Origin of the sequence: Lysinibacillus sp. FSL L8-0126 (assembly GCF_038630385.1) — a bacterium.
GTDB classification, from domain to species: Bacteria; Bacillota; Bacilli; order Bacillales_A; family Planococcaceae; genus Lysinibacillus; species Lysinibacillus fusiformis_D.
In genome coordinates this window covers 3,858,430-3,876,907 of record NZ_CP152028.1, presented here as the reverse complement: position 1 = coordinate 3,876,907, position 18,478 = coordinate 3,858,430, and the positions used below count along the sequence as shown (strand labels likewise).

19 protein-coding genes and 2 riboswitches are annotated in these 18,478 nt (G+C 37.0%); of the genes, 13 read left to right on the top strand and 6 right to left on the bottom strand.

Features of this window, described 5'->3' with window-relative positions; translation table 11 throughout:
* Positions 1-65 precede the first annotated feature (65 nt).
* Complete coding sequence (locus MHI34_RS18735) at positions 66-389, top strand: DUF4304 domain-containing protein (protein ID WP_330493315.1); 324 nt, start codon at positions 66-68, stop codon at positions 387-389.
* A gap of 5 nt (positions 390-394) precedes the next feature.
* A complete protein-coding gene (locus tag MHI34_RS18730; RefSeq protein ID WP_342503786.1) occupies positions 395-613 on the top strand; it encodes a hypothetical protein in 219 nt (72 codons plus the stop codon).
* 61 nt (positions 614-674) lie between these two features.
* On the opposite strand, the gene MHI34_RS18725 is transcribed toward MHI34_RS18730, so the two are convergent.
* On the bottom strand, positions 675-1,298 hold the full coding sequence (locus MHI34_RS18725) for a YitT family protein (RefSeq protein WP_101966655.1): 624 nt from the start codon (positions 1,296-1,298) through the stop codon (positions 675-677).
* Positions 1,299-1,422: 124 nt separating this feature from the next.
* On the opposite strand from MHI34_RS18725, the gene MHI34_RS18720 reads away from it, so the two are divergent.
* On the top strand, positions 1,423-1,941 hold the full coding sequence (locus MHI34_RS18720; RefSeq protein ID WP_271913436.1) for a GNAT family N-acetyltransferase: 519 nt from the start codon (positions 1,423-1,425) through the stop codon (positions 1,939-1,941).
* Positions 1,942-1,989: 48 nt separating this feature from the next.
* Here the strand turns inward: MHI34_RS18720 and MHI34_RS18715 are convergent, their stop codons facing one another.
* On the bottom strand, positions 1,990-2,607 hold the full coding sequence (locus MHI34_RS18715) for an FMN-binding negative transcriptional regulator (protein ID WP_101966656.1): 618 nt from the start codon (positions 2,605-2,607) through the stop codon (positions 1,990-1,992).
* 168 nt (positions 2,608-2,775) lie between these two features.
* Here MHI34_RS18715 and MHI34_RS18710 point away from each other — a divergent pair, with 168 nt between their 5' ends.
* Positions 2,776-4,191, top strand: coding sequence for a PLP-dependent aminotransferase family protein (locus tag MHI34_RS18710; protein ID WP_101966657.1), 1,416 nt, complete (start codon positions 2,776-2,778; stop codon positions 4,189-4,191).
* Positions 4,192-4,410: 219 nt separating this feature from the next.
* Here MHI34_RS18710 and MHI34_RS18705 read toward each other — a convergent pair whose 3' ends face one another.
* From MHI34_RS18705 to MHI34_RS18695, 3 genes are all read right to left on the bottom strand, one after another.
* Positions 4,411-4,776 carry a hypothetical protein gene (locus MHI34_RS18705; protein WP_036126354.1) on the bottom strand — a complete coding sequence of 122 codons (366 nt, stop codon included), beginning with the start codon at positions 4,774-4,776 and terminating at the stop codon, positions 4,411-4,413.
* Between the two features lie 229 nt (positions 4,777-5,005).
* A complete protein-coding gene (locus tag MHI34_RS18700; protein WP_036126352.1) occupies positions 5,006-5,743 on the bottom strand; it encodes a DUF3888 domain-containing protein in 738 nt (245 codons plus the stop codon).
* Positions 5,744-5,905: 162 nt separating this feature from the next.
* Positions 5,906-7,387, bottom strand: a complete 1,482-nt coding sequence (locus tag MHI34_RS18695) for an Lsa family ABC-F type ribosomal protection protein (RefSeq protein WP_342503785.1) — start codon at positions 7,385-7,387, stop codon at positions 5,906-5,908.
* A gap of 554 nt (positions 7,388-7,941) precedes the next feature.
* A riboswitch (cobalamin riboswitch) is annotated at positions 7,942-8,121 on the top strand.
* A gap of 178 nt (positions 8,122-8,299) precedes the next feature.
* Here MHI34_RS18695 and metE point away from each other — a divergent pair.
* The 9 genes from metE to MHI34_RS18650 all read left to right on the top strand — a co-directional run bounded on the left by metE (position 8,300) and on the right by MHI34_RS18650 (position 17,726).
* Positions 8,300-10,597: a 5-methyltetrahydropteroyltriglutamate--homocysteine S-methyltransferase gene (gene metE / locus MHI34_RS18690; protein ID WP_342503784.1), complete on the top strand. Its 2,298-nt coding sequence runs from the start codon at positions 8,300-8,302 to the stop codon at positions 10,595-10,597.
* A gap of 171 nt (positions 10,598-10,768) precedes the next feature.
* A riboswitch (cobalamin riboswitch) is annotated at positions 10,769-10,962 on the top strand.
* Between the two features lie 387 nt (positions 10,963-11,349).
* Positions 11,350-12,963 carry a nickel ABC transporter substrate-binding protein gene (gene nikA / locus MHI34_RS18685; protein WP_340809006.1) on the top strand — a complete coding sequence of 538 codons (1,614 nt, stop codon included), beginning with the start codon at positions 11,350-11,352 and terminating at the stop codon, positions 12,961-12,963.
* Positions 12,964-13,033: 70 nt separating this feature from the next.
* Positions 13,034-13,987, top strand: coding sequence for a nickel ABC transporter permease (nikB, locus tag MHI34_RS18680; RefSeq protein ID WP_342503783.1), 954 nt, complete (start codon positions 13,034-13,036; stop codon positions 13,985-13,987).
* Between the two features lies 1 nt (position 13,988).
* Complete coding sequence (locus MHI34_RS18675; RefSeq protein WP_036126340.1) at positions 13,989-14,801, top strand: ABC transporter permease subunit; 813 nt, start codon at positions 13,989-13,991, stop codon at positions 14,799-14,801.
* 11 nt (positions 14,802-14,812) lie between these two features.
* Complete coding sequence (locus MHI34_RS18670) at positions 14,813-15,586, top strand: ABC transporter ATP-binding protein (RefSeq protein ID WP_340809008.1); 774 nt, start codon at positions 14,813-14,815, stop codon at positions 15,584-15,586.
* Positions 15,587-15,596: 10 nt separating this feature from the next.
* Complete coding sequence (locus MHI34_RS18665; protein WP_342503782.1) at positions 15,597-16,397, top strand: dipeptide/oligopeptide/nickel ABC transporter ATP-binding protein; 801 nt, start codon at positions 15,597-15,599, stop codon at positions 16,395-16,397.
* A 272-nt stretch (positions 16,398-16,669) separates the two neighbouring features.
* Entirely contained in the window at positions 16,670-17,035 is a 366-nt protein-coding gene (locus MHI34_RS18660; protein ID WP_141904351.1) for a DUF2089 domain-containing protein, read from the top strand.
* Positions 17,036-17,048: 13 nt separating this feature from the next.
* Positions 17,049-17,435 (top strand): hypothetical protein, encoded by a 387-nt coding sequence (locus tag MHI34_RS18655; protein WP_036126329.1) that lies wholly within the window; start codon positions 17,049-17,051, stop codon positions 17,433-17,435.
* 9 nt (positions 17,436-17,444) lie between these two features.
* Positions 17,445-17,726, top strand: coding sequence for a hypothetical protein (locus MHI34_RS18650; protein WP_036126328.1), 282 nt, complete (start codon positions 17,445-17,447; stop codon positions 17,724-17,726).
* Positions 17,727-17,781: 55 nt separating this feature from the next.
* Here the strand turns inward: MHI34_RS18650 and MHI34_RS18645 are convergent, their stop codons facing one another.
* Positions 17,782-18,255 carry an NUDIX hydrolase gene (locus tag MHI34_RS18645; RefSeq protein WP_342503781.1) on the bottom strand — a complete coding sequence of 158 codons (474 nt, stop codon included), beginning with the start codon at positions 18,253-18,255 and terminating at the stop codon, positions 17,782-17,784.
* Between the last annotated feature and the right edge of the window lie 223 nt (positions 18,256-18,478).

Below are 18,478 nucleotides of genomic sequence, written 5' to 3'. Positions count from 1 at the left end.
TTTTAACAGGAAATGAAATTAATCTGTGAACCTCATTACTTAATAACCTGATAGGAGGGATTCTATTGCAGCAGATTTTTAATAAGTTAATAAAACAGAACATCAAGCCATTTCTTTCGATGCTTGGCTACAACAAGAAAAGTTTGAATTTCTATAAAACAACCGACAATCTTATCTATATGTTCAATTTCCAAAAATTCGCTAATAATGTCATGTTTTATATGAATTGCGGTATTTACGCAACCGAGTTGGCACACGTTCAATCGAAAGAGATTCTGACAGCATCAAAAGAAGCAGAATGTCACTTCCGAGCAAGAATTGAATCAATTGTCGAAGGTACATTTAATCTCGATTTTCCATCCATCCTACTACGAATATGGATGGTCTAAGAAAAATGCTACTTCGTGGGATGAAAGAGGCTCATCATTTCTTTGAATCGATGACTAATGCCAGATCCATTATAAACTATTACACGTCTGGCCCATTTCTACATTTAAATGATGTAACAGCAGCTAAGCGTTATTATCATGAATGGCAGAAAAAGCATGGAACTGAACAGCGATGGGCCATTTTCGAAAAAAATATAAGGCTATCTTCAATCAATTTGGTGTGAAACTTGATGAAGAGTAGCTATCATAAAACTAGAATTCCTTCTTCATCGAATAGCCGGTTTTTTATTTCAGTTTCCCATTTTGATCATTTACAGTCGTATTCAGTAGAGTATCTAGTATTCTTCCAGTAATGGGCATAAAGAAATGCAGGATAAAGCCACCTAAGCAAACCGTTAATAATGTACCGACACCGATTGGTCCTTTACACAACATCGCCAACACTAAGAAAAAGAGGTAAATAACCGTTCTTGAGAAAAAAATCGATTTGTTTGTTAGCTCTTTTATAATTAAGGTTAGTCGGTCTACAGGAATTGGCGCAAAATTTGTATGTAAATAGGTTGCCGTTCCTAATCCTGTCACAACTAGCCCTATGCCAAAATAAACCACCTGATTATACCATAGTATTGCTAAATCATTTAATAGCAGTAACCACATATCAATTCCTATACCTGTGATAAATGCTGTGATCAGCCCTACTATTTCAGGCTTTTGTCTAGCTAATATGGAGTTACTACCGACTAATAGGATAGCCAAAATGATTTCCCAGCTTCCTACAGTTAGACCTACATGATTAGACAATCCGACTAAAACCGCATCAAAAGGGGAAGTCCCAAGGTTGGAATGAATTGTTAGAGAAATACCTAGCGTTAAAATGAAAATGCCTACTACATAAAAGATATATTTCAAACAAAAGCCCTCTTTTCATTTTTATTGCAAATACAATAAAATTACGTTAAATTGACTATATACTCTTTTTGTTGCATTTGCAATATAAAATCTAGAAAGAGTTCACGATAAGGGAGTGGAAGCAATGACCGTTAAATTAGAGGAATGTAGTCTAGCAAACTTAAAAAAGCTTCAAGAAATAAGCATCGAAACATTCAATGACACGTTTAAAGACCAAAACTCGCCTGATAATATGAAAGCTTATTTAGAGCGTGCATTTCATGATCATCAGCTAGAGCAGGAATTGACCAATGTCGATTCAGCCTTCTATTTTATCTATGATGATGAAGAAGTAGCTGGCTATTTAAAAGTAAATGTCAATGAGGCACAATCCGAACAAATGGGGGATGAGTCACTCGAGGTGGAGAGAATTTATATTCGACATAAATTTCAAGGCAAAGGGCTCGGTAAATACCTCATCAATAAAGCAATGGAAGTAGCTATTGCACACAACAAAATAAGCATTTGGCTAGGCGTTTGGGAGAAAAATGACCATGCTATCGGTTTTTATAAGAAACTTGGCTTTGTTCAAACAGGTGCTCATTCTTTTTATATGGGGGATGAAGAACAAATGGATCTCATCATGACCAAAACGCTCGAATAAAGTGATAATGGCAGAAACGTTGATAAAACAACATTTCTGCCATTTTTATTAGTCATTTCTATTTTTCTTCATGGCATCTGCCAATGCATCAGCTTGAGGTTGTTGTTCTTTATAAAGCTCGCTAATAATATTGGCATAATCATTAGCATTACGATTTTGGCTTAATTTATAGGCAGCCTGCACTTCGTCTATCTTTATTTTAAATCCTTTAATCCCTTTTATTTCTTGCTGTAAAAGCTCAGGCGATAGTTTATCCCACAAAACAGAGTTTTCACGGAATTTCTCATATTTTTCTAGTAAGCTAGTCAAATCTTGCTCTAACTCTTTTCCGTTCATAAGGCTTGCTTTTCCGTATATATGGACAGCTTGATAATTCCAAGTTGGCACATTTTCATGCTCATACCAAGAGGAAGAAATATAGGCATGAGGCCCATTAAATATGACGAGAAGGTCATTCACGTCCTCAAAGGTCTTCCATAAAGGATTTCCATAAGCTAAATGACCTGTCAGGTAATAGTCATCCTGAATTTTATTCAGCAGTACAGGGATATGGGCTGCTATTGGTTTACCTTTTCTAATTGAAACAATTGTCGCAAAGGCATTGTTTTGAATAAAATCTTTGATTTCTTCAAAATCTGTTATTTTGTAGTACTTTGGAACATACATGCAAACCTCTCCTTATCTCATCAAATCATTGTGAGCTTTTTGAATAAACAAACTATTGTGATTACACGTCTTTACATTTTCCCCTCTACAATGTAGATTTTATTATAATCAATCACTGGTACCTCTTAAAAGTGCCAGTAAAGCTATTTTCAAAGGAGCCAATAAGCCATGCTCGAAATGACACCTAACTTGCATAATGAAGAACCACTTTATCTTCAGTTATATAGCTATATAAAAGCTGAAATTCAAAATGGAAATATTTTAGCTCAAACCAAATTGCCGTCTCAGCGCAGCTTAGCTAAACATTTACAGATTAGTCGCAACACGGTTGATGCAGCTTACCAGCAGCTCCTTGCAGAGGGCTATGTAATTAGTAAAGAACGAGAGGGGCTTTATGTTGTAGAACTCGAAAGGGGCTATTTTCAAACAAGTTCTAATCATTTTGAGCCGCAGTTAGCAACTCCGCAAGAACAACAACTACCTTCAATTAGGTACAACTTTAATTATGGAGATATCAATTTAAAAGATTTCCCCTATAAAATATGGCGTACATTAACACTGCAAAGCCTGAATGAAGAGCAGGCTCATCTGCTTTTATATGGAGATCCGCAAGGGGAGCTTGAATTAAGGAATTACATTGCAAGCTATCTTTATGAAGCAAGAGGGGTACAATGCCAAGGAGACCAAATTGTCATTGGTGCAGGTTTGCAATTTCTAATGGGCATCGTATGTCATTTAATTGGAAGAAATGAGCTTTTTGCTATGGAAGATCCAGGGTATTATCGCGTTCGTTACTTGTTTAAGGATCATGGTATAAAGGTGAAACCTATCCCTCTCGACGAACATGGCATTCATATCAGCCAGTTAAGAAATAGTAGGGTCAAGGCTGTTTATGTCACCCCTTCCCATCAATTCCCCATCGGAACGGTCATGCCGATTTCAAGAAGACTAGCATTATTAGAATGGGCCAAGGATGAAAATGCTTATATTATTGAGGATGATTATGATGGGGAGTTTCGATATGCAGGTAAACCTATACCTGCTCTACAAGGATTAGATTCGAATGACCGCGTCATCTATATGGGCACTTTTTCAAAATCATTGATTCCTTCCATCAAGCTAAGCTATATGGTTTTACCAAGGGAATTAACCCTTTTATTTAATAACAACAACTACTATGTTCAAACTGTATCGAGACTTCATCAGCATACCTTACAGTTATTTATGGAAAGTGGGCATTGGGAGAGACATTTGAATAAAACACGAAATGGCTATAAAAGAAGATATGAGGCTTTACTAAAGTCCATTCATCAAATATTAGGGGATAACGTGAAAATACATGGGGCTAGTAGTGGCTTACATATTCTACTCGAACCAAATAATAAAATGTCTGAAGAAGAACTAATTGAAACAGCAAAACGGGTAGGTGTAAAAGTATACCCAACCTCTATTTTTTACGCCAATCCTTCCGTCATACAGCACGCAAAAGTTTTGCTTGGATTTGCAAATTTAGGGGTAGAAGAGATTGACAAGGGGATTAAGCTATTAAAACATGCATGGTTTGATAGCCCCAGCATGTTGTGACTGTCTTTGAAAGCTCTATTTCTATAGATCAGGACTTATGCATGTAACAGCAAAAGTTATGTTAAATCATATTATTGCGGAATCAGCATATTTTATTGGCATTGCACAAACCATCTTTTTTCAACATAAATGGTAATACTTGGCGAGTTAAAAAATGGAGTTTGGTAGAAGAAACTCTTACCAAATTCCATTTTTTATAACGCTATCTCTGTCACAATATTAACTATTCGGAATTTTCTCTTTATACTTTAAGGAAAGAAGGCTTAAAGAATAATTCTTAAGTGTATCTGTGTTAATAAAATCATTTAGAATACCTTCAATGGAACTACAATGCTGATTAATTAAATTGATTTCTTCTATATAATTTGAATCAATCGAAGCTTCTCTTAACGTTTTAAACACTACTTTCTGTTCATTAAACAAATAGACCAATTCAAACCTAGCATTCAGTATCAAAATAGTAATCTCTGGAAAAACAATTCGATCTTTTAAAACTTCAAGAATGCAATCGACAGACTTTACGCCTTCTATCGCATGCAAAGATGAAAAAACACCATGTAATAATTCTTCAAAATCAACCTTCATTTAAATCCTCCATCAATCATAAATCCTTTCTGATCATAACACTTTCTCAGAAAAATTTTAATGCTTAATATTTTCCTTCAATAATGTGGAATGGACTCATGCAAACGATAAAGATAATAAAGATTTAGCATTAAGGAGTTCCCACAAATGGGATGATAGAAAAAATGTTAATTATAAAATTATTTAACAAAAGAAGAAGAATCGGAAAAATTAAATTTCCCATTCTTCTTTATATATACCAGGGTAATTGATGCTGCATTTTCTTACCTGGCTTACTTGCTTTATTTATTACGGTCCATGTGCCGTCTTTCTTTTGCAGCTGATAGCTTACATTGGTCCCATCTGCCCTTTTAAAGAGCATATAGCCTGTATTGTCTTTGATAAAGGTGACAGGGTCAACTACATTTTTATAGGGTATCTTTCGCTCAGGAAATAAAATATTGTTTGCTATTTCATCTGCAATCGTAGCAAGAGGCTTCATTTCATTATTTATTTCAGCCTTGTATTGCAATTGATTGTATCGATAGGAAATGAACGAGGCTAAATTCAAATTAAAGCTCTGCTGTATGTCTAAAAGTGTTGTGCGATAGAATGCATCTATTGCTTTTTCTACATTATCTGCCTCATGTTTATAGTGAAGGGTGTTCACATCAGTTGGACTGATTTCAAACGTAATGATTTCCTTGCTATACGGTGGGGAATGGGCATGTTCAAAAGTAGTAACTTGAACGTTAACCCTAAAGCTAAACTGACTTTCCCTAATAACGTTCAAAATGTTCGCATCATACAAGCCATACTGCTTAGGATAGCCGTAGTAATGGTCAATTTCCTTTTCTATAAATGGATTAAGGATTGTTATCAATGTATCAGTGATGAGTTTCTCATCAGCTTGTTCGCTTTGTGCATAAATCTTACTGGGCATAATCAAAATAGTGACTATAGTCATTAAAGTAGCGATTTTTTTCATGGGATTGCTAGCCTTTCTATAAAATATTTCTTTATAGTGTGCGTCGATCACAGAAAATTATTAAACGTTTTATAGTTAAAGATAAAAATAATAAAGGTGTCACTTGGTTTCATTAAAAAGAAGAATCCATTTTGAAAATGGACTCTTCTCTAAATGATTCCTTTATGACAAAGCTATTGTTTTCGTTGCTACGGTTTGTTGAAAGGCTTGGTCATGCTCCACAAAAATCATTGTAGGATTAAAACTTTGAATAAGCTCTTCAATCTGCATGCGCGAATAAATATCAATAAAATTTAAGGGTTCATCCCAAATATAGAGATGTGCTTTTTCACACAAACTTTTGGCAATCAACAGCTTTTTCTTTTGCCCACCTGAATAATGTGAGATGTCTTTATCAAATTGAATCCGCTCAAAGTCCATCTTTCGCAGAATAGATTTAAATAACGTCTCATCTATAGCATGCTCTTCAATAAAATCCGATAATGCTCCCTTCAAATGAGCAGTATCCTGTTGAACATAGGAGATAATAAGGCCAGCAGCTAAATGTATAGAGCCTGTATGCTGTATAGGCTTGCCAAGAAGCAGCTGTAGGATACTACTTTTTCCGCTTCCATTTTTGCCATCGAGAACAATGCGATCACCTTGCGCCACTTTGAAGCTAATAGGCTGATTCACAAAGTTGTCGTCATACTGAATTGATACATCCGTTACAACAACCATGTCTTTTGATGGAAATGCTAATGGTTGTACTTTTAAAGATTCCGTTTTTTCAACATTTTTTAGCAGTTTTGATTTTTCATCAATCGCTTTTTGCTGCCTAGATTCCAAGTTCTTTGCTCGCTTCATCATCTTGGCTGCTTTATGTCCAACAAAGCCTTTATCTAGCTTAGAACCCGAATTCGTAGTTCCATTTTTGGAAGCCTCCACTTGATTAGACCAACCTACCGAACGCTTGGAAGACTGCGTTAAACGGTCGATATCTTTTTGCAGACGTTGATTAGTTGCTTCTTCATGTTCCTGCTGTCGATCAAAATTTAACTTCCAAGTTGAGTAGTTACCACTTTGAACATCAATATTGGCTCTATTGATCGATAAAATATGATCAACACAGCCATCTAAAAAGGCTCTGTCATGCGAAATTAAAATAAATCCTTTTTTCTTGCGTAGATAATCAGAGACCGTCTTTCGTGCATCTGTATCGAGATGATTGGTTGGCTCATCAATTAATAGAAACTGTCCCTCTGTTAAAAAGAGCGCTGCAAGCAACACCTTTGTTTGCTCTCCATTAGATAATGTTTGAAAAGGGCGATACATGACCTCAGCATCGACATCTAGATAGGCTATTTCACGAATATATTCCCAATCTTCTGCCAGAGGGCAAATTTCTTCAAAAATTTCGTACGTATATTTATTTGGGTCTGAAACAGGATAGGGGAAATAAGTAAATTCTACTGAAGAAATGATGTTCCCACTATACTCATAATTCCCTAATAGCAAATTAAAAAATGTTGTCTTCCCACGACCATTCCTACCGATAAATCCAAGTTTCCAATCTGTATCAATCTGAAAGTTGACACCCTCAAAAATATAATCAAAGCTGCTTGGGTAAGAAAACGTTAAGTCTTGTACTTGTATCATTGACATGATAATTCCTCCTTTGTATAGCAAATCATTTTTCTTTTATACAAAGTCGGTACATCCATCTATGCTAAATTTCTCCGTATAAGTTGATGGATGCTAACGACTTATACGGAGCATCACATGCGTCACAATAGGTTCAGAATCGCTCATTTTTTTCTCTCCTTTATTAGGTAGATGAAAGATACAGAATAAACTATGAGAGCAAGAAAAAATCCCCCCATTGGATATTGGAAGGATTAGTCTCTCACTGAATAAACTTTATTTGCCAATGACATCATGACAAATAAACGCAAACTGATTGTTAAAAATGGATAGACTAATCCTATATTTTGTCGTTTGAAGTGATTCATTTCAAATAAAAATATAGATTAGTTCATCATTGTCCATTCATCAGTCCTCTCATAATTGTATTTTTATAGTAACAAATTTTTTTATGGAATACAATGTAGCCTTATCTTCTTAAACCAATCCCTACAATAATTATAGAAATAATTTAGATAATCGTATAAAAATTATTTCTACTATTCTGAAAGATATGTTATAGTAGGAGCATAATTGAATAATGTGTAAGAATTGGTGCCAAATGAAAGTTTGGCTTAAAAGGGAAGTCGGTGCAAATCCGACGCTGTCCCGCAACTGTTATTCGGAGCAAATCACAAAGGCCACTGGGAAACCGGGAAGGCTGTGAGGCGTGTTGATGAGAAGCCAGGAGACCTGCCAATTTCTAGTACACACCAAATACCTACGTGGAAATAGGTGGTGAAAAGTGACCAAATCGGCACTGTGCGATAACAAATGATTTATGCGAAAGTAGATACTTTTTTCGTATTGTTTTAGCATTAAAAATTTCAACTAGCAGCCATTCTCCTCCTTGGAAAATGGCTTTTTATTTTTTTCTGAAAAGGAGATATAAAAATGACCTATACAAGCACACTCATTGGTTACCCGTATATCGGGGAAGATCGCGAATGGAAAAAAGCATTAGAAGCATTTTGGCGCAACGAGCTTTCTGAAGAGGATTTTGAGGATAGTTTAAAAAAAATCCGTTTAGCTAGAATTGACAAGCAGCTACAGCTTGGCATCGACATGGTGACAGTTGGCGATTTTACGTATTACGATAGAATGTTAGATACAGCATTAATGTTTGGTCTCATCCCAAAACGCTTTAACTGGCAGGGAGGGAAAGTAGATTTATCTACCTACTACAGCGTAGCAAGAGGGAATAAAACAGCTGTAGCTAGTGAGATGACAAAATGGTTTAATACAAACTATCACTATATTGTTCCTGAATACGAGGGACAGGCCTTGAAACTAACAGAAAATAAAGTGTTGGCCGATTTCTTAGAGGCGAAAGAAACGTACGGTATTATTGCAAAGCCAACATTGATTGGTCCCTATACATTCTGCAAGTTAACAAAAGGCTATAGCAAATTCACACAGGTTGAATACTTATTAGCTCTAATACCGCTCTATACACAAGTATTAAAAGAATTAGTAGATGCAGGTGCAAATTGGATTCAACTAGAAGAGCCATCACTTGTCACAACCCTTGATCCAGCAGACATCAAGCTTGTGCAAGAGATTTACGACCAGTTAGCCGTTGCGGTTCCAGAAGCGAAAATCATGCTGCAAACTTATTTTGAAGCATTATGCAACTATGAAACATTGATTACATTGCCTGTAGAAGGATTTGGCCTAGACTTTGTTCATGGCTATAAAGGAAATATGGCGTCACTTCGTCAATATGGTTTCCCTCAGGACAAAGTATTGGCAGTCGGGGTTGTTAATGGACGTGATATTTGGCGTTCCAACTTAGCGGAGGTCAATGCTACAATTCAGGCAATTGAGCATTTAAGTAATGCAGCAGAGCTATGGATTCAACCATCCAGCAATCTACAACATGTACCGATCACAACTGCTCTTGAAAATGAGATTGACCCTGTTCTGAAGCATGCCTTAGCCTTCGCAGATGAAAAGATTGTAGAAATCACGGAGCTAACTAAATGTAGACGAGATACAGAGGGTATCTTACAGCATAATTTTTCTGAAAGTATGAAGGCAATTGAGGCTCTAAAAAACCATCCAATCCGTCAAAACAAGTTGATCCATCAAGCAGTTCAAACTGTGACAACGCAAGATTTTGAACGACATAGTGAATTTGCTCAGCGTCAAAAGATGCAGCAGCAAGCGTTAGCGTTACCGCTATTCCCAACAACAACAATCGGAAGCTTCCCACAATCTGATGAGGTGAAAAGGAATCGTAATGCTTGGCGTAAAAAACAATTATCGAATGAAGCCTACGAGGCATTTATAGAGCAGGAAACAAAACGCTGGATTACGATACAAGAGGAACTAGATATCGATGTACTCGTTCACGGTGAATTTGAGCGTACAGACATGGTCGAATACTTTGGTGAAAAGCTAACTGGCTTTGCCTTTACAAAAAAAGCATGGGTCGTTTCCTATGGCTCACGCTGTGTCAAGCCACCGATCATTTATGGAGATGTTGCGTGGTCTTCAGCGATAACTGTAAAAGAGTCAGCCTATGCTCAAAGCTTAACAAAGCGATTTGTAAAAGGTATGCTGACAGGACCAGTGACGATATTAAATTGGTCCTTTGTACGAGACGATCTGTCACGTAAAGATGTCGCTTATCAAATTGCATTAGCACTTCGCAAAGAGGTTGAGGCACTCGAAAACGCAGGTATTTCAATTATTCAAGTGGATGAGCCAGCTCTAAGAGAAGGTTTACCGCTACGAAAAGAAGAATGGGGAGCTTACTTAGAATGGGCTGTTAATTCCTTTAAGCTGGCTACAGCTAGTGTCAAAGATGAAACACAAATCCATACACATATGTGCTACTGCGAATTTAACGATTTCATCGAACCGATTAGTGCACTTGATGCAGACGTGATTTCCATTGAAACATCAAGAAGTCACGGGGAGCTCATTACATCACTGCAAGGGCAACCTTATCAAAAGGGCATTGGCTTAGGCGTTTATGATATTCATAGTCCTCGTGTGCCAAGCAATGAAGAAATGCTAACTATTATGAGAGATAGTTTACAGGTGTTAGATCCCCATCAATTTTGGGTGAACCCAGATTGTGGTTTAAAAACAAGAAAAGAAACTGAAACTGTTGCAGCTTTGGCTAATATGGTTGCTGCAACGAAAACATTACGCCAGGAAGTACAACAATCTATCTCGAGATAACGACATCATTTTATAAATCTACTACAACTACTACATCTTCTCTCCGAAATACAACAAAGACCAGGAAAAAAATGGACCTGGTCTTTTGTTGTTTTATTCTTTTAAGATTTTTATTATATTCAGAAAATAAAATTGACGTGAACAATCGAGCATGTTATGTTTATAACGAATTTCATAGCGATCATTACAAGTTTGAGTGAAAAAGACTTTCATTCAATTAAAAGGAAAATGGGTGTAAATCCCATGCTGTCCCGCAGCTGTAAATGAGTAGTTTTGTTTCAAATACCACTAAGTGATTACTTGGGAAGGTGAAGCAAAATCATGATTCATGAGCCAGAATGCCTGCTTGTAAGGAGATTCATTGATGATCTACGAAAGATAGGGAGATGGATGGAGGCTTACTCATTGTAAGTTTTTCTGTCCTTATTCTTTTTTAGAATAAGGTTTTTTTAGTTTGATTCAGCAAATGTTTTTGTAGTGGCACATACAGAAGACTTCTTTTTCTATAGAAGAAGATAAATAGTCAATGGCTGTTTAAATGCCCTCTGAACGTCAAGAAGCACCACGTCCTGTGGCAATGTCGGTGTGTCTAAAGCCTCTAGCTGATATCACAAACTTTGAAAAGGTGTCTGCACAATGCAAATCAACTTCTACTCGTTAGCTCGAAAAATTTGAACGCATTGTTGATACCTTCTTTCCATCTATCTATAACTAGATTCATTTGTACCACGAATAGAGATAGGAGACAGAAAATGAGATTGACTAAGTATGTACTTCCCTTCATCCTTGTGTTAACTTTCAGCGTACTTGCTGGTTGTACAAGCACAGATCAAGAAAAGGGAGAGACAGGAACACAGCAAACAAACGAAAAAATGATAACAATTGGGTGGCCATTAGATGTCGGCCCATTGAACCCCCATACATATTTACCCAATCAAATGACCGCACAAGCGATGGTCTATGAATCCTTGGTGGAATACAACGACGATGGAACTGTTAGCCCAAAGCTAGCAGAAAGCTGGGACATATCAGAAGATAAAACGACTTATACTTTTCATTTAAGAAAAGATGTTAAGTATTCAGACGGAACTGCGTTTAATGCAGATAATGTGATTCGTAATTTCAATGCAGTATTAGCGGATCGGGAAATGCATTCTTGGATGGGTATGGTCAACCATATGAAAGAGGTTGTGAAAGTGGATGATTTTACAATTCGCTTGCAATTAGATGAACCTTATTATCCTGTCTTAAACGAGCTTGCCTTTGTAAGACCATTCCGTTTTTTAGGGGATAATGGATTCCCAGCCGGAGATGCGACACAAGATTCGATCAAGGCACCTATTGGAACAGGTCCATGGGTATTAACCGAGTACAAAAAAGATGAATATGCTTTATTTAGTCGCAACGAAAACTATTGGGGAGAAAAGCCTCTCGTAAAACAAATTAAAGTTAAAATTATCCCAGATTCAGAATCGATTTCATTAGCATTTGAAAACGAGGAATTAGATTTAATTTATGGTCGTGGCATCATTAGTTTAGATAACTATACGTATTTAAAAGATAGCAGTAAATACAAAACCGCTACCTCTGAGCCTTTGTCTACGAAAGCGTTACTCTTCAATACTCAGTCGGGTCCGTTAGCCGAATTAAAGGTTCGTCAGGCCATTCAATATGCTATCAATAAGGAACAAATGGTTGACAGTATTACACATGGTACAGAACAAGTGGCTAACACATTATTTTGGGATGCCATTCCTTATGCCAATATAGAGTTAGCGCCAATCTTATATAATCCTGAAAAAGCGCAGCAACTACTAGATGAGGCAGGGTGGACGTTACAGAAGGGCGAAAAAATTCGTTCGAAAAACGGGCAACCATTATCATTAGATTTAATCTACATCGCAACAGATGCAATCCAAAAGCCAATGGCGGAATTAATGCAAGGTGAACTAGCAAAAATAGGGGTACAGTTGAATTTAGAAGGTGCAGATGTGATGGTCGGTCTTCAAAAATTAATGGATGATCAGGTGGATATTAATTTCTGGCGTACAAACGGACCACCAACCGACCCACATAGCTTTGCAAATGAGTCAGCTACGCCAAATGCTAGTGGTGTTTATGAGGCAAAATTAGGCTTATCTAACGCTACAGACATCGATACGAAAATCCATCAATTATTAGTGGGAACAGATGAAGAGGAACGAGTGCAACTTTACACGGATATTTTATCCATATTCCATGATCAAGCACTTTTCTATCCTATCTCTTACGAAACAAATAATGTAATTTATCAACCATATATGAAGGATTTTGCTCCACGTGCATCTGAATATGATATTCCCTATGCACAAATGGATAAAGAGTAATAAAAAAGAGAGAGTATGTCTTGCACAGACAGCTCTCTCTTTATCATAGGAGTGAGTAGGAAGTGACAGCATGTATGAATCGACATGGATGTTTTGTTTAAAAAGAATTTTGACTTTGCCGTTTGTCTTACTAGGAGTTTCCATCCTAACCTTTGTATTTATTCGTTTTGTACCGATAGAGCCTGCTGAGGTCATCCTACGATTGGCAAGAGTTGCTCCAACCGAGGAAGCTGTTCAGGCATTACGCGAAGAACTAGGGACGGACAAACCTTTCGTTCTTCAATATTTGCTATGGGGAAAAGGCGTTTTACAGCTAGATTTTGGTACATCCTTTGTGAGTAAATTACCAGTAGCACATGAGCTATTCGCGAAATTACCTGCAACAATTGAATTAGCTCTTGCCGCATTTGTCCTCATTTTAGTATTCAGTATACCATTAGGGATTATGAGTGCATTGTCTAAGTATGCCATCATCGATAAAATCATTAGATTCTTTAGCATATTGAGCGTATCCATTCCAACATTTTGGTTAGGTTTCCTACTGCTCTATCTATTTAGCTTAAAATTAGGGCTCTTTCCGACAAACGGAAAGGGCACACTCGCTCATTTAGTTTTACCAGCCTTCGCACTAGCATTGCCAACCATTGGTCTGTTCATCCAGTTTATTCGTTCCACTATCCAGGAAGAATTACAGCAGCAATATGTTCAATATGCGCAGCTAAGAGGATTAAAAAATTCTGTAATCCTCATACGTCATGTGTTACGAAATGCTGCCATACCTTTGACTTCCTTATTAGGTATGACGCTCGGTAGTTTACTAGGTGGAGCTGTAATTGTGGAGCAAGTTTTTAGTTGGCCAGGACTCGGTAGGTATTTAATCGAATCCATTACGAACAGGGATTACCCCGTTGTACAATGCTATGTATTGATTATTGCTGTGATCTATGTGTTGACCAATCTATGCACAGATGTATTGCATCGTCTATTGGACCCTCATCTGATGATGAAGGACAGGAGAGATTGACATGAAGCGATTACGAAAAAGAAGAGATCCTATTCTAGGGTTATTTAGCTTATCCCTCCTTGTAATCATTGTCTTACTGGGATTGTTTGCACCCATTTTAATGCCACATGATCCGTTAGCTGTCGATATAACTAAGAAATTTTTAGCCCCTTCCTGGGATTACCCATTCGGTACAGATCACTTAGGAAGATGCGTCTTTTCTCGCATGCTTTTAGGTATTCGCTATTCATTAGGATCCGCACTCTTCATTCAAGTCGTTGCTATTGTTTTAGCTGTCCTACTTGGTGCCTTTGTAGCGTTGAAAAGAGGTATAATCGATGTGGTATTTATTCGAATATGTGATGTTTTATTAGCTTTTCCGACACTGGTACTTGCATTTGGACTTTTAGGTGTATTAGGCCCTAGCTTAAAAAATGTTTTAATAGCCCTTATTTTTACACAGCTTATTTATTACTCCAGAATGGTTCGAAGTTTATGTATTGGGATGAATGAAAAAGACTTTATTCAAGCTGCTAGGATTACTGGCACTACAGGCATTAAATTAATCATTCGCCATTATATCCCTAACATACTGCCAGCTATTGTCACGATTGTGGCGTTAGATATCGGGAAAGTCATTTTAGAAATCGCTGGCTTTTCCTTTATAGGTCTGGGCGTGCAGTCGCCGATTCCAGAATGGGGCATGATGGTAAATGAAGGGAAACAATATATCCGTCAGCATCCCGATTTAATGCTTTATCCTGGGCTTGCCATTGTCCTAGTGGTGTTATTCTTTAATCATTTAGCCAATCGTTTAAAGAAGTTTGATTCGTGAAGGGGGAAGTTATGGAGAAGGTTTTAGAAGTGAAAGATTTAAACGTCAAAATTGGGGAGAAAAATGTATTATCCACTATCAATCTGACAGCCTATAAAGGGCGTGTCTTAGGAATCATAGGAGAAAGTGGTAGTGGCAAGACCATGCTTTGCCATGCCATCATGCAAACATTACCATCTATCGCACAGGTGACACAAGGGGAGGTTCTTTATCAGCAGGAAAATTTAATGAATGTTTCAGCTACTCAATTAAGAGCATATCGTGGGCGGCATCTTTCGATGATTTTGCAAAATCCATCCGCTGCCTTCGATCGTATCCAAACGATTGAAGGCCATTTCAGAGAAACATTAAAGGCACACTTTAAGCTGACCAAAAAAGAAATGAGACAAATAGCTCTTGATGCCTTACATAAAGTGCATTTACCAAATCCAGAGCAGATTTTACATTATTATCCTTTTCAGTTGAGTGGTGGCATGCTACAGCGAGTGATGATTGCCTTATCATTGGCGCTACAAGCCTCCCTCTATATTGCTGATGAACCAACGACAGCTCTTGATACGATCAATCAAAAACAAGTATTAACACTATTTGATCGTATTCGCGTAGAAACAGAAGCTGCCATACTTCTTGTTACACATGATTTAGGTGTTATTGCTGAACTAGCTGACGATGTGGCTGTTATGTATCAAGGAAAAATCATTGAGCAAACGAATGTCTATGATTTCTTTGATGCACCTCAGCATGCCTATACAAAGAAACTATTACAAGCAAGAATGCTATTTTAGAGGTGAAAAAATGACGCTGCTAGACGTGAAAAATATTGATATGCATTACGCTCAAAGACCATTTCTATTCCAGCGTAAGCAGGAAGTTCCCGTATTACAGAAGGTGTCATTCTCACTTCAGGAGGGGGAATGTCTAGGAATAGTCGGTCAAAGTGGTTCAGGAAAAAGCACATTAGGTCGTATTATTTTAGGAATCGAACGACCAACAAACGGGGAGTTGCTCTTTCAAGGTGTCAATTTATACGAAGCACCAAGCAAGCATAAAAAAAGAATACGTAGAGATTTACAGGCAGTTTTTCAAAATAGCTATCATTCATTTAATCGGAAGCAGACGATTTTTGAAATACTCGAAGAACCGTTTCTGAATTTCGAGCATTTTAGCAAAACAGAGCGACAACATAAAGTAAGGGAATTACTAGACTGTGTAGAGTTAGAGAGGGCAATGGCTCAAAACTATCCTTCGCAGCTTAGTGGGGGGCAACAGCAACGAGTCAACATCGCTAGAGCTCTTGCGCTAAAGCCAAAATTAATTGTCTTAGATGAAGCGATTAGCAGTCTTGATATGATTTTACAAAAAAAGATTATACAATTACTACAAACACTTCAAAAAGAGCGACAGCTTGCTTACATTTTCATTTCGCATGATTTACAGGCAACACGTTTTATGTCAGACCGTATCCTTGTCATGCAGCATGGTCGGCTAGTGGAGGAGATTGGCAAGGATGGAGCATATGAGCATCCTGCTTCACAACAATTATATCATGCTATTTTGCCTTCACACCCGCGAGAAAGAAAACATAAAACGAAATGATCATAATATAGAAAACACGTATACAATGGGCATGGAGGTATGGGCTGGTAATGATAGAGGCCAGTTGGATTACCTCATTTGCTCCAAACATTAGTAAGAGTCATCTATTAAAGAAACGCCATTTTGCATTAGAATGGTGTTTTTCTTTTTATTAATAATATTAATCAGGTAATTAACTTTATTGATATTTTCATTTAATAAATTAATTTTATTATTTACTTTTTTAAATTATTTGGTATATAATCAATTTAACTTAAAGGAAGGAGTTCACTATGGCTTATCAAGTAATCACAAATTGTCCTGTCTGCAGTAAAACATTGAAAATTACGAAGTTACAGTGTTCTCATTGTCAAACGACGATTGAAAATGAGTTTGAATTGTCGAAGCTAGCATCCTTATCACAGGATCAGCTTCATTTTGTGGAAGTATTTTTAACATGTCGAGGGAATATTAAGGAAGTAGAAAAGGAACTGGGCATTTCGTACCCAACTGTGCGAGGCAAGCTAAATGACATTATCTCATCCCTTGGCTATGTCCAAAAGAAGAAAAATGAAGTAGACGAGAAAAAAATTGTAAGCATGTTGGAAAATGGCGAAATCACAACTGATGAGGCCATAAAGCTCTTAAAAGACGAATAGGGAGGAATGCTACATGAAAGAGGAAATTACTAAAGTGTTAACCATGATTCAAGAGGGAAAAATTGATGCTGATAAAGGGTCAGAGCTGATTCAAGTGTTACAAGAGAAAGAGGAGTCAGGTAATAAATTTCTGGAAAAAACGAAGTATTTAGATAAAACGTTAAAGGTTCGTGTGGTGTCCACTGAAAATGATAATGTCACTGTGAATTTGCCTATAAAACTTGTCAAGGCTGTGTTAATGGCTGGACACAGTATCGCTGCGAGTATTCCGCAATCGGAAAAATACGTGAAAGATATCGATATCAATCTTCTTCTTGAAGCCATCGAAAATGAATTAGATGGACAAATTGTGGACATAAAATCGGCAAACGGAGATACCGTTTCAGTTTTCATTGAGTAGAGGCGACTTATGATGCATGTAAAAGTGAAAGCAAAAGACGTTCGTTTTACCGTTCCTGTTCCATATGCTGTGCTAACCATTGTTCTTTCCATTTTGACTTCAAAATGGATTCAGCAAAGTGTCAACAAATGGACAAAGGCATACTTCGACAGAAAAAAAATCGACTTTTCCTTTCCATTCATTGACAAAGAAATGCTCAAGCCTATTATCAAGGAACTACAAAATTATAAAGGGCTCGTGCTAGTAGATGTCAAGGCACAAGACGGTACAGAGGTTAAGGTTAGACTGTAATAACCTAATAGTTAAGATGGGAGCATGTTTTCATAAAAAGCATGCTCTTTGTTATTTAAAGAGAATTCTTTGCAAAAGAACTATCTAAATTCCACAATTTGTCCTCTAGATTGTCTAAGAGTGTTTTTGTTCTTTTCTCAAGATGATCTGGTAGCTCATTTTTACTGAAATAGGTAAGATTCAAACTCTCACCATCCCTCATCTCTAATACATCACTGACATTTTTCGCACTATAAAGATGAATAACTGTATAGATTTCATCCCCATTTGGATATTGAAAATAATAATTTGGCCCTGAAAAAACACCAATCAAGTCCAATTCATTCGCTACCAGTCCTGTTTCTTCATGAAGTTCACGGGTAGCAGTTTCATTCAGTTCCATTGAGCCACCAGGTAATCCCCAATCCAACGTATCTGAACGATGTTGAAAGAGAATTTTCTTGTCATCGTTGACTACAAGAATTGTCGCCCCGATACTGATAATCGGTCTACTACCGATGTGTTTCCTTAATTCTGAAATATAGCCCATATGTGCTCCTCCTCTATATTATAAAAAAACTATTCGCCTTTTTTATTATAAAGACCTCTATTTCACTTGTAATCCTTGAAAATGGAGTTATTGGTATAGATGAACAATCTTTTTTTGTACAAAATAATGCTCAAAAATGCAGAATAGTCAATCAAAAATGAAAAATAGCTTTTTATAATCAGTCTTTTCTGAATTTTACCTATATTGATTGTTTTGAAAACTC